At 66.8% G+C, this 11,944-nt stretch carries 13 protein-coding genes; 11 read left to right on the forward strand and 2 right to left on the reverse strand.

Annotated features, from left to right (window positions below; genetic code table 11):
* Positions 1-31 precede the first annotated feature (31 nt).
* Complete coding sequence (locus ADBZ5N_RS13235; RefSeq protein WP_526258019.1) at positions 32-424, reverse strand: Rieske (2Fe-2S) protein; 393 nt, start codon at positions 422-424, stop codon at positions 32-34.
* A gap of 144 nt (positions 425-568) precedes the next feature.
* Here ADBZ5N_RS13235 and ADBZ5N_RS13240 point away from each other — a divergent pair, with 144 nt between their 5' ends.
* The 9 genes from ADBZ5N_RS13240 to ADBZ5N_RS13280 all read left to right on the forward strand — a co-directional run bounded on the left by ADBZ5N_RS13240 (position 569) and on the right by ADBZ5N_RS13280 (position 8,254).
* On the forward strand, positions 569-1,144 hold the full coding sequence (locus ADBZ5N_RS13240) for a DUF1707 domain-containing protein (protein WP_526258039.1): 576 nt from the start codon (positions 569-571) through the stop codon (positions 1,142-1,144).
* A gap of 6 nt (positions 1,145-1,150) precedes the next feature.
* Positions 1,151-2,002: a type I methionyl aminopeptidase gene (gene map / locus ADBZ5N_RS13245; RefSeq protein WP_526258021.1), complete on the forward strand. Its 852-nt coding sequence runs from the start codon at positions 1,151-1,153 to the stop codon at positions 2,000-2,002.
* Between the two features lie 85 nt (positions 2,003-2,087).
* Entirely contained in the window at positions 2,088-3,596 is a 1,509-nt protein-coding gene (locus tag ADBZ5N_RS13250; protein ID WP_526258023.1) for a cobyric acid synthase, read from the forward strand.
* A gap of 5 nt (positions 3,597-3,601) precedes the next feature.
* The gene (locus tag ADBZ5N_RS13255) at positions 3,602-4,264 is read left to right on the forward strand and encodes a hypothetical protein (RefSeq protein WP_526258025.1); all 663 of its coding nucleotides are present in this window, start codon (positions 3,602-3,604) and stop codon (positions 4,262-4,264) included.
* A 63-nt stretch (positions 4,265-4,327) separates the two neighbouring features.
* The gene (locus ADBZ5N_RS13260) at positions 4,328-4,891 is read left to right on the forward strand and encodes an alpha/beta fold hydrolase (protein ID WP_526258027.1); all 564 of its coding nucleotides are present in this window, start codon (positions 4,328-4,330) and stop codon (positions 4,889-4,891) included.
* A 159-nt stretch (positions 4,892-5,050) separates the two neighbouring features.
* Positions 5,051-5,698 carry a TetR/AcrR family transcriptional regulator gene (locus ADBZ5N_RS13265; protein ID WP_526258029.1) on the forward strand — a complete coding sequence of 216 codons (648 nt, stop codon included), beginning with the start codon at positions 5,051-5,053 and terminating at the stop codon, positions 5,696-5,698.
* 2 nt (positions 5,699-5,700) lie between these two features.
* On the forward strand, positions 5,701-7,068 hold the full coding sequence (locus tag ADBZ5N_RS13270; protein ID WP_526258031.1) for an FAD-binding oxidoreductase: 1,368 nt from the start codon (positions 5,701-5,703) through the stop codon (positions 7,066-7,068).
* Positions 7,065-7,889 (forward strand): DAPG hydrolase family protein, encoded by an 825-nt coding sequence (locus ADBZ5N_RS13275; protein WP_526258033.1) that lies wholly within the window; start codon positions 7,065-7,067, stop codon positions 7,887-7,889. Before ADBZ5N_RS13270 ends, ADBZ5N_RS13275 begins: the two co-directional genes overlap by 4 nt.
* A 2-nt stretch (positions 7,890-7,891) precedes the next feature.
* Complete coding sequence (locus tag ADBZ5N_RS13280) at positions 7,892-8,254, forward strand: DUF1330 domain-containing protein (RefSeq protein ID WP_526258041.1); 363 nt, start codon at positions 7,892-7,894, stop codon at positions 8,252-8,254.
* Here ADBZ5N_RS13280 and ADBZ5N_RS13285 read toward each other — a convergent pair.
* Positions 8,251-9,822 carry an amino acid permease gene (locus ADBZ5N_RS13285; RefSeq protein ID WP_526258035.1) on the reverse strand — a complete coding sequence of 524 codons (1,572 nt, stop codon included), beginning with the start codon at positions 9,820-9,822 and terminating at the stop codon, positions 8,251-8,253. The genes ADBZ5N_RS13280 and ADBZ5N_RS13285 overlap by 4 nt on opposite strands.
* Before the next feature lie 238 nt (positions 9,823-10,060).
* Here ADBZ5N_RS13285 and ADBZ5N_RS13290 point away from each other — a divergent pair, with 238 nt between their 5' ends.
* Together ADBZ5N_RS13290 and ADBZ5N_RS13295 are read left to right on the forward strand one after the other, a co-directional pair.
* Positions 10,061-11,395: a glutamine synthetase family protein gene (locus tag ADBZ5N_RS13290; protein ID WP_526258043.1), complete on the forward strand. Its 1,335-nt coding sequence runs from the start codon at positions 10,061-10,063 to the stop codon at positions 11,393-11,395.
* Between the two features lie 25 nt (positions 11,396-11,420).
* A partial coding sequence (locus ADBZ5N_RS13295) for a gamma-glutamyl-gamma-aminobutyrate hydrolase family protein (protein ID WP_526258037.1) occupies positions 11,421-11,944 on the forward strand: 524 nt, incomplete at its 3' end.

The following is an 11,944-nucleotide window of genomic DNA, read 5'->3' on the forward strand; positions in this document are numbered from 1 at the left end:
GAACTCCCGCCGGACTTCCTGGCCTAGTGAGCTAGCCGGCGACGATCTCCGTGCCGCGGACGGTGACCGGGCGAGCTGTCAGCGGTCGGGTCGCCGGACCTCGGGCCACTGCACCGTCGAAGTCGAATTTGCTTCCGTGGCAGGGGCATTCGATTCCCCCGTCCTTGACCGCCAAAGCGCATCCGGCGTGTGTGCAACGGGCGACGAAGCCCTTGAAGACGCCGGGGCTGGGTTGGGTGACCACTGTCCCGTCGATGATTATCGCTTCGCCGACACCGATGTCGGCGGCCGACGTCAGCGCCTGTCCGGGGGTCGGCGGCGGGGATGCCGGGGCTTGCCCGACCTTCCCGCAGCCGGCCAAGGGGACGGCCAGCGGGCCCAGGGCTGCCCCGATTAACACCGATCGTCGCGGCACATCAGACATGGCAGCAGAGCCTAGCCGAGCGAAGGTGACCTGCGCAGTGGTCGGCAGATCCGCAATCGCCGGTAAATTGGGGAGGTCATGACTGAGACAGAGAACAGGCACGACGCCGGCTTCGACACCCGGGCTGTGGTCCGGTACGACAGCGTGCCCGCCGTGCGGGTGTCCGATGCCGACCGCAACGGGACGCTGCGGCGACTGCACACCGCCGTCGCCCAGGGATTGATCGACATCGGGGAGTTCGAGGAGCGCTCCGCGCAGGTCTCCCTGGCCCGCCAGCCCGCCGAGCTGGAATCGCTGGTCGAGGACCTGCCCCGGGCTGCGATCGCGTCCTCGTCGGCCGATCGGCTGGAGTTGCGCGGTTGGATGGGGTCGCTGCGTCGGCACGGCGAATGGACCGTACCCACCCGGCTGTCCCTGGTGCGCCGGGTGGGCTCGGTGGACCTGGACCTGACCACCGCCCGCTTTGCCGGACCGGTGGTGGTGATCGAATTGGACATGGTGCGCGGATCGCTGGATCTGCGGTTGCCCGACGGCGCCAGTGCCTCCATCGACGACGTCACCGTCTACGGCGGCAGCGCCCGGGACCGCCGCAAGAACCCGCCGGCCGAAGGCAAGCCGCATGTGGTTCTCACCGGGCGGGTGGTGCTGGGGTCGGTCACCATCCGTGGACCGCGCCGTCGGCAGGTACTGCCCGTGCCCCCGGTGCTCCGGCGCCGGTGAGGCACCGTGCGTAGCGCGCTGCGCGCCGGGGTGGTCTCGCCGACCCTGCCGGTGCCCAAGTCGATCGAGCGGCCCGAGTACGTCGGGCGGGCAGAGGTGGCCGAGGGCAGCGAGCCGTGGGTCCAGAGCGCGGATGTGATCGAGAGGATGCGGATCGCCGGCCGCATCGCCGCACAGGCTCTCGCCGAGGCCGGTAAGGCTGTCGCGCCCGGGGTGAGCACCGACGAACTGGACCGAATCGCCCACGAATACATGGTCGATCACGGCGCGTACCCTTCGACGTTGGGATACAAGGGATATCCGAAGTCCTGCTGCACCTCGCTCAACGAGATCATCTGCCACGGCATCCCCGACTCCACGGTCATCCAAGAGGGCGACATCGTCAACATCGACGTCACCGCCTATATCCACGGGGTGCACGGCGACACCAATGCCACCTTCCTGGCCGGGGAGGTCGCCGGGGAGCATCGCCTGCTCGTCGAGCGCACTGAGGAAGCCACCATGCGCGCGATTAAGGCGGTCAAACCCGGCCGCGCGCTTTCGGTGGTGGGCCGGGTCATCGAGTCGTATGCAAATCGGTTTGGCTACAACGTCGTTCGTGACTTCACCGGTCACGGTATCGGCACCACCTTCCACAACGGATTGGTGGTCTTGCACTACGACCAGCCCAGCGTGGACACCGTGCTCGAGCCCGGCATGACGTTCACCATCGAGCCGATGATCAACCTCGGGTCGCTGGACTACGAAATCTGGTCGGATGGCTGGACGGTGGCGACCAGTGACCGTCAGTGGACGGCCCAGTTCGAGCACACCATCGTGGTGACCGACGACGGCGCTGAGATTCTGACCCTGCCGTGAGTTCCCGCGCCCTCTCGCGAGCAGACGCGAAGTCGCACAAAAAACCGCCTATTAATGCGATTTTGCGTCTGCTCGGCGCAATGCGGTGAGGGGCGCACTGCTGGTCGCCGGGACCACCTCCGACGCCGGCAAGTCGATGGTCGTGGCCGGCCTGTGCCGACTGCTGGCCCGCAACGGGATCCGGGTCGCGCCGTTCAAGGCTCAGAATATGAGCAACAACTCGGTCGTCACAGTCGACGGTGGTGAGATCGGCCGGGCGCAGGGCATGCAGGCCCGTGCCGCCGGACTGCCGCCCAGTGTGCGGTTCAACCCGATCCTGCTCAAGCCGGGCAGCGACCGCACCTCCCAACTGGTGGTGCGCGGGCGGGCCGTCGGCACGGTCGGTGCGCGCGACTACATCACCCACCGGGACCGACTGGCCGGGATCATCGCCGAGGACCTCGCCTGCCTGCGTGCCGAATTCGACGTGGTGTTGTGTGAAGGTGCGGGTTCGCCCGCTGAAATCAACTTGCGCGCAACCGATCTGGCCAACATGGGCCTGGCCCGGGCGGCCGGTCTGCCGGTCGTCGTTGTCGGTGACATCGACCGCGGCGGCGTATTGGCGCACCTGTTCGGCACCGTGGCTGTGCTCGACCCGCAGGATCAGGCCCTCATCGCGGGGTTCATCGTCAACAAGTTCCGCGGCGACCCCGCACTGCTGGCCCCCGGGCTGGAACAGCTGACCGCACTCACCGGCCGCCGCACCTACGGGGTGCTGCCCTACAGCGATCAATTGTGGCTGGACGCCGAGGATTCGCTGTCGACGACCGCCGGCGAGGTGGTGGGCCGGCCGTCCCCACCGCACGGCAGCCAATGGCTGAAGGTGGCTGCGGTTCGGCTGCCGCGGATCTCCAACACCACCGACGTCGAAGCTCTGGCCTGCGAGCCTGGTGTGGCGGTGCGGTGGATCACCGAGGCGGCTCAGGTCGGCGACGCCGACGTGGTGGTCCTGCCCGGCAGCAAGGCCACCGTCAGCGACCTGGCATGGCTGCGCCAACGGGGCATCGATCACGCCATCCTCGATCACGTTCGACGTGGCCGGGCGGTGCTGGGTATCTGCGGGGGACTGCAGATGCTGTGCCGGGGTATCGACGACACCGTGGAGAGCGGCCAAGGGACCGTCGCCGGCCTGGGTCTGCTGGATGCGGACATCACCTTCGCCGCCGACAAGACGCTGCGACGCTGGGACGGGCCGCTACAGGGTTACGAGATCCATCACGGCCAGGTGGTCCGGTGCGCTGAGGACGCCTGGTTCGAGGTGGACGGCGCCGCCCAGGGATATGTCCGCGAGAACGTGTTCGGCACCCACTGGCACGGTGTGCTCGACAACGACGACTTCCGGCGGAAGTGGCTGATCCGCGTCGCCGAGACCGCCGGGGTGGGCGGGTTCCGGGTCGCGCTCGACGTCAGTGTGGCCCAGCGACGCGACGTCCAGCTTGATGTGATGGCCGACCTGCTGGCGACCCATCTCGATCTCGATGCCGTGCTCGGCTTGCTGGACGGACCACCCGCCGCCGCGCCGGTGATCCGCAGCACGCTCGGTGGCCTACCCTGATCGCCATGGCGGGTCGCAGGGCGCTGGCGTTGGCTGTCACGGCGGTCGCCCTGACCGGCTGTGCGGCTACGGTCGAGGGCACGGCAACCTGGCCGGGTGCGGTCCTGCAGCGGGCCCTGTTGACCGGCTCCGATTTCCCGGCCGGGGTGCAGTACGGCCGCATCATCGAGCAACCGGGCCAACCCGACGGGGCCGACGAGCCGGGGTCGATGCTGTCCCGGCCGGAGGGTTGCGCCAACGCCCTCACCAACGTGATCAAGCAGTCCGCCGAGCGGGGCCCGGGCAGCGCCGCCAAATATGCGGCGTCCTATGACGGAGCCCGCATCGTCGTGACCCTGCTGTCCTGGAACCTCGATCTGGACGCACTCAAAGCCGCCGCGGACCGCTGCGCCACCTTCGAGGCCTTCTTCGATCCGAGTTCTGAGGGCATCCCGATGACCACCGCCGCGTTGCCCGGCCTCGCTGACGACGCACTGGCATACCGGCAGACGATGACCCTCGGGAACTCGGCGAGCAGCATCTACATGGCCTTCCAGAACGTGGACCGGCGGGCGGTCTTCGGCATCGCTCTTCCCGTCGAGAACCCGACGATCGCGGCGAAAGCGTCACTGCCGCAAACATTCCTGGACGTATTCGCCAACCAGGTGAAGAAGCTCCGAGCTTTCTGAGTTCTCTCTGAGAGGACTCGGGAAACCCTGCACCCGCACCCGACTGGGCAATAACGTATGCAGATGCCTGGGACGATGATGACCGTCGACGGGTTCGGCGTGCCGGTGCGGGTCACCGGGCCGGAGCGGGGGCCTTACGTCGTGCTTCTCGGCGCCGCGGCACACCCGCTGGCCGCCTACGATGCGCTGTGCAAACGGTTGCATGTTGCTGCTGCCCGTACTGTCGTGGTGGGCGCGGATCCACGGACCAACACCAAGACCGTGATCGAGGTCCTCGACGCTCTCGACGTACCGTCGGGGGTGCTGGTCGGGGACCGTCTGGGGGCGGAGTTGGCCTGGGAGGTCGCTGCGGTGCGGCCGGACCGCTTTACCGGACTGGTGGTCATCGACCGCGGCCATCCGCGGGTGCCCGACCCCAACGGGGTGGTCCGCGACCCGGACTGCCCGCCGGTCGAGATCAACACCACCGCGCTGGTCAACAGCCCGGCCACTCGCGCCGTGGCCAAGGCCAGCCAGCGTTTCGTCTACAGCGACTTCCGGCTGGTCGAATTCGGCGGCCGGCGCAACGTCGAGGTGGCCACCGCGCAACTGGCGGCCGAGATCGTGCTGCGCAGCAGCACCTGGTAGTTGACCGCCAGCCACACTCCGGTGAGGGTGGCGAAAAACCACAGCCGATTCGCGGCGGCTAGCGGTTGGCGCCGTTGTTCGCAACCCCTCAACCAGCGTGGTCACAACACCCCCAGCAGATATTGACATATTGTCATTTTTGAGCGCATACTGTGCCCCGTGCGAACGGCAGCCCCGACGAAACGGGAGCGCACCAGAGACGTCCTGCTGATGGCACTGCAGGAGGTGCTGCTTGATCCCGGGGCGACGGCCGTCTCTGTCCCGCAGGTAGTCGGCCGGGCCGGGGCCGCGCAGGGCACCTTCTACAACTACTTCGAGTCCTTGTCGGAGGCTATCGACGCGGTGGGTGCACTGCTCCTGGCCGAGCACACCCGGGTGCTGCGGGTTGTCACGTCGGAGGCTGCCGATACGGCTGAGATCGTCGCTCGCTCAGCCCGCCAGACGCTGATGCTGTTCGTACACCGGCCCGATGTCGGGCGTCTGATATTCGACTCAGGGCTGCCGGTCGACCGGTTCGCCGGCGGTCTGCGCGGCCACCTTCACGGCGATCTGCGACTGGGCATCAACCGCGGCGACTTTTCGGTGGCCAACTTTGACGTCGCGGCGACCGTCTACACCGGCACGATGCTGGGCGCCTGTTTGGACCTTCATCGCGGTCAGCTTCCGGAAGCCGCCGTTGGCGAGGTGGCGGGATATCTTCTGCGCGTGCTGGGGGTCAACGAACGCAAGGCGCAACTGCTCGTCAGTGCGGCGCAAGAGTTCGTCCAGTGGGCCTCGTTCCCGCTGTCGGCAATCAAGGAAGTCTGACCATGGCACAGCCGTCACTGGAGCCCCGTCGTTCGGTGGTGCGCGACGACGCCGGCTACGAATCCGCACGCCGCGACGCGCTGTGGCGAATTAATATGCCCGACCGGTTCCCGGAGCGCATCGTGCAGGCCAACTCCATCGATGACGTAGTGGCCGCGGTTCGGGCGGCGAAGGCTGCCGGACAGCGGGTAAATGTGCGCTCCGGCGGTCACAGTTGGTCGGGTAACCATGTGCGCGACGGCGGTGTGCTCATCGATGTATCTCGGCTGAAGGCATTTTCCATCGATAAGTCTGCGATGACCGCCACGGCTGAACCCGGAATGGGTGGCAGCGTGCTGCTGGCCGAACTGATGAAAAAGGACCTGTTCTTCCCGGTGGGCCACTGCCGCGGTGTGTGTATCGGTGGATATCTGCTTCAAGGCGGCTTCGGGTGGAACGGTCGGGCTTTCGGGCCCGCGTGCTCCAACGTCATCGCCATCGACTATGTCGACTCCGAAGGCGACCTGCGCCACGCGAGCGAGACCGAGAACACCGATATGCTCTGGGCTGCAAGAGGTTCCGGTCCCGACTTCTTCGGTGTCGTGGTTCGATTCCACCTACGCCTCTATCCAAAACCAGGGTTCATCGGGTCGTCAATCATCACGTATCCGGTGGAGCGCCTCGCTGATCTTGTCCGCTGGGTGGACCGGGTGGGCCCGAACGTCGCTCCCGAGGTGGAGATGCAGTTCGTCATCTCTCGAAGCGTCTCTTTCCCCCCACCGCTGATGTCGTTGACCAGAGGCCCACGATCGGTCACATCGCCTGTGCTCATCGAGTTGGCCACTACCGTCATGGCCGAGTCCCGCTCGGCGGCCAAGACCGCCACCGAATACACGAAGGGCGCGCCCAAAGGTGCCCGCCTACGAACGCCCCTGCTCCCGATGTCCATGTCGATGATGTTTTCCGCCGTGATGCAGCACTACCCAGAAGCCAACTGGGAGACCGACAATCTCTGGACACACGCGGGCGCCGACGAAATCCTGCCGCATGTTCAACGCATCGCCGACACCATTCCAGCACCGCCCGCACACTTCCTGTGGCTGAACTGGGCGCCGACGAGGAACCTCCCGGAGATGGCGTACACGGTGGAGGACAGGACATATCTCGCGTTCTACGGAGGCTGGCTGGACGGCGCAGACGGCGCCGCCACCACGCGTTGGGCGCGCGACAACGCCGCAGCCATGGGGTCGCTGTCGACCGGGGTGCAGTTCGCCGACGACCCCGGGCGGCCCTCCCGCGCTATTTCTGAGGCCGCCCAACACCGACTCGAGTCGATACGCGCGGTGCACGATCCGGAAGGCCGCTTCAACCGTTGGATCGGCGCGGTATGAAGATGCCCGCACCGAAGTACGTACCCGGGCGCGGACTCGGCTGGTCCACGCACGAACTCGCCACGCTGCCCTACGCCCGGTTCTGGAATCCTGTGATGGCCGACATCTCGGCCGACGCGCATCGCGCCGTGGCCAACAGCCCGATGGCGGAGGAGCTGTTTCCCCCGATGGCCGACGCCATCGGCTCGATCACCGACGCCGAAGTGCAGAACGGTTTCACCGTCACCTCCGACGGTGCGATTCACGTCAACATCGTCACCGGGATGCCCGGTGTGACACCGCCGATGATCGACTGGTGGTTCGGCTGGCACAGCGACAGCCCGGAGCGCTATCGGCTCTGGCATCCACTTGCCCATGTGCATGCGCAGTGGGCCACGTTGCCGCCTGCCGGCAGCACCGGGCGGGCTCGGTATGTGGGCTACACCTCCGAAGTCGACGAGTACCTCGGCAGCGCGATGATCCGCGGCGCCATCGCGTTCTGCCGGCCGGAGGAGTTGGGTCTGGTTGACGCGGCAGTGGCCGGTGGCGTGACCGCGACCGCGGTGTGTGCCCGCGTCGGCCTGGTCGACATCCCTGTCGATATCGGCTATCTCGCACACCACGTCGCGGCCGTTCCCGGCGGCAGCATCATGCGGTCGCGGTTCTGGCTCGGCGGTCCCAACATCGCGGCGCGCTCGGTCTTGCTGCGGGCGGCGGTGCCGGTGGCGAAGCGTCTGGTCGGACTGACCGAACTCGATGCCCGTGCAATGCTCGTGCACTGCTCCCAGGAAATGACGCACCTGGCGACATTCCTACCGGCCCTTTACGAACAGGAGTCATGACCATGGCGATCGATCCGCGTGGCGCCGACCTCAAAAGACTTCTGGCCGAGGATGACGGCGGTCCCTTTGTGATGCTGAACCTGTTGCGGTTCGCCGAGGGGAAACGCGAGCAGTACGACGAGTACGTGCGGCGGGCCGGTGAGTTCGTCAAACGCTATGGCGGCGAACCTCTTTACTACGGTGACGGCTCGACGGTGCTCGCGGCCGAACCCGGTCAGGAGTGGGACGCGGTGGTGCTGGTGCGCTACCCCAGCCGCGAGGCATTCAGCCGTATGGTGGCCGACCCCGAGTATCACGCCCTCTCGCACCTGCGAACCGAGGCCCTCACCGAGGCCGTGCTGCAGGCGACGACGCCGCGGGGCTAGCGGGCCCGGTCTCTCTGCCGGCCCGTCTCGTCGACCTGCCGGACCGGCCCGGTGAACCATTTCTTCACCGAGGCATGCCAGTACAGCCACAGCAGGAACAGCACCCCGAACACCACCAGGGGCGTGTAGTTGACGAACTTCCATTCGAAGCTGGGATCCCACGGCATGCCGCCCAGCGAGGTCGGGAACATGGCGATGATCGCGGTGATGATGATCTCGGCCAGCGCCACCGGAGCGATCCAGCGGTAATGACCGCGCAGGTTCCAGCTGCCGGCCTCGAAGGCATCGCCGGCCCTCCAGCGGTAGTAGATCGGCACCGCGAAACACAGATACAGACCGACCACACCGATGGAGACCACCGCGAAGAAGGCCACCGGAATCGGGGCACCGTTGACGTCTACCGCGACGAGCGCGGGGAGTGTCAGAACCGCGGCGAGTGCAGCCGTCACGATCACGGCATTGGCGGGCACCCGATTGGCGTTGATCTTCGACCACAGTTGATGGCCCGGCACGGCCCGGTCCCGGCTGAACGCGAACAGCATCCGTGACGCGCTGGTCTGGCAGGCGGTGGCGCAGAACAACTGACCCGCGGTGGAGATGAACAGCACCGCCGCGGCCCACTGCGAGGTCAAGGCCTGATTGAAGATGGCCGCCACCGCACCGCCGGCCTTGGACACCCCGTCGGCGTCCTGCACGGCGAACAAGAACGTCAGCAGCAAGATCCAACCGCCGATCACCGAGTAGAAGATCGACCGCCAGATCCCCTTCGCGGCGGCGTTGGCCGCACTCTTGGTCTCCTCGGACAGGTGAGCCGAGGCGTCGTACCCGGTGATCGTGTACTGGGTCAGGATCGCCGAGATCGGCAGCACGAACAGCAGCCAGCCCCAACCGGAGGTAGACCCGCCGAACATGCCACTGTTGTTGATGGTCCTGGCGAACACCTCACCGACGCTGGCGTGCCGTTCGGGCACCAGCCACAGGATCGCGATCACCGCCGCGGCCCCGGCGACGTGCCACCACACCGAGATGTTGTTGATGACGGCGAGTAGGTGGCTGGAGAAGATGTTGATCACCGCCACGACGGCCAGGATCATCAGGAACATCACGAACACCCGCTTGAGGCTGTAACCGGCCAGCCAACTCTCGCTGAGGGTGCCCAGGGTGAGATCCAGGAAGGTCGCGCTGCCGTAGGCGACCGAGGCCAGAATGGCGACCAGACCGATCAGGTTCAGCCACCCGGTGTAGTAGCCGGCCTTGGGGCCACCGAGTTTGGCTGCCCACCAATAGATCCCGCCCGAGGTCGGATACGCCGAAACCAGTTCGGACAGGCAAAAGCCCACCAGCAGGATGAGTGTTCCCACAATCGGCCATCCCCAGGCGATGGCCGCCGGTCCGCCGTTGTTCCAACCCAGGCCGAAGGAGGTGAAACAACCGGCCAGGATGGAGATGATCGAAAACGAGATCGCGAAGTTGGAGAAACCCGACCACGACCGCTGCAGTTCCTGGGTGTAGCCCAGCTTGGCCAGGTGCAGTTCGTCCTCGTCGAGCAGTTCGTGACCCTCGGGCATGGCGGGCGGCCCCTTCGGCTGTGCGCGGCAGTGCTGGGGACACTAGGCGCTCAACCCCTCCGGTGCCCTACCTTTCATAGGTGAAGCAGATGTCGATCGCGTTAAACCTGCCTGCCCCGCCCCGTCCAGGAGTGCCCGTGAGTAGTACAGGAGAGGAGTGCATGTGAGCGCTGAGGGCGCCGGCCGGCGTCATGTCATATCCAAGGGTCTCTTGAGCGCCGGTGAGTTGGACCGGCTGATGGCCGCCGGTGAGATCGACACCGTCATCGTGGCGTTCGCCGACATGCAGGGCCGGCTGACTGGCAAGCGGGTGTCGGCCCGCCTGTTCGCCGAACAGGTCGCCGAGCACGGCGCCGAGTGCTGCAACTACCTACTGGCCGTGGACGTCGACATGAACACCGTCGACGGCTATCGGATGTCCAGTTGGGACTCCGGCTACGGCGACATGGTGATGCGACCCGACTTGGCCACGCTTCGGGTGCTGCCCTGGCTGCCTGGCACCGCTCTGGTCATGGCCGACCTGCTGTGGCATCCCGCCGACGGGGTAGGGGCTGATCCGGTGCTGGCGGCGCCGCGCAGTGTGCTGCGCGCCCAGACCGACCGACTGGCTGCTCGCGGGCTGAGGGCCTTCGTCGGCACCGAATTGGAGTTCATGGTGTTCGACGACACCTACCGCGCCGCCTGGGCGGCCGGCTACCGCAATCTGACCAAGGCCAGTGACTACAACGTCGACTACGCCATCCACGCTTCCAGCCGGATGGAACCGCTGCTGCGCGATATCCGCCTGGGCATGGACGGCGCGGGCATGTACTGCGAGGGGGTCAAGGGTGAATGCAACCCGGGCCAGCAGGAGATCGCGTTCCGCTACGACCAGGCCCAGGTCACCTGCGACAACCACACGATCTACAAGAACGGCGCCAAAGAGATCGCCGACCTGCACGGCCAGAGCCTGACCTTCATGGCGAAGTTCGACGAACGGGAAGGCAACAGCTGCCATATCCACCTGTCGCTGCGCGACACCGACGGCACCGCGGTCTTGGCCGCCGACGACGAGCCGTTCGGAATGTCCCCCACGTTTCGCAGTTTCCTGGCCGGTCAGCTGGTCACACTGCGCGAGCTGACCCTGTTCTACGCGCCGAATATTAACTCCTACAAGCGATTCGCCGCAGGCAGCTTCGCACCGACGGCCGTCGCCTGGGGTATCGACAACCGGACCTGCGCCATGCGGGTGGTGGGCCACGGACACTCCATCCGGGTCGAGTGCCGGGCACCCGGCGGGGATGTCAACCCCTATCTAGCGGTGGCCGCGCTGATCGCCGGCGGTCTGCACGGTATCGACCGGGAATTGGACTTGCCCGAACCGGTCACCGGCAACGCCTATGTCAGCGACGCCCCGCGGCTGCCTGGCACCCTGGCCGAGGCCGCCGAGGAGTTCGCCGCCTCCGCGGTGGCCCGTGAAGCCTTCGGCGACGACGTGGTCGAGCACTATCTCAACAACGCCCGGGTGGAACTGGCGGCGTTCAACGCCTCGGTCACCGACTGGGAGCGGGTGCGCGGTTTTGAGCGCTTCTGATACTGCGTCCGCCCGCCCGGGGAGGATGCCGGTGATCGGCCTGACCACCTACCGCCAGCAGACCCGCAGCGGGGTGTGGGACGTGACCGCCAGCTTCCTGCCCGCGGTGTACCTCGACGGGGTCACCCTGGCCGGCGGCATCGCCATGCTGCTGCCGCCCCAACCGGTCGACGCCGATATCGCAGCCCGGGTGGTCAACACCCTCGACGGGCTGATTATCACCGGCGGAAAGGATGTCGACCCGGCCGCCTACGGCCACGATCCTCATCCGGCCACCGAAGAACCCGCCCGCGACCGCGACGCCTGGGAGTTCGCGCTCCTGGCGGCGGCGCTGCGCCGCCGGATCCCGATGCTGGGCATCTGCCGCGGCGCTCAGGTGCTCAACGTCGCCCTCGGTGGGACCCTGCACCAACACCTACCGGAGGTGATCGGCCACAGCGGACATCGTGTCGGTGCGGCGATGTTCGCTGACTCCACCGTGCGCGCGGTGGCGGGCAGTCGGGTCGCCGGGCTGGTGGGGCCGACCCTGCAAGTCAAGTGCTACCACCA

It is taken from the genome of Mycobacterium sp. (genome assembly GCF_044370595.1).
GTDB lineage: Bacteria > Actinomycetota > Actinomycetes > Mycobacteriales > Mycobacteriaceae > Mycobacterium.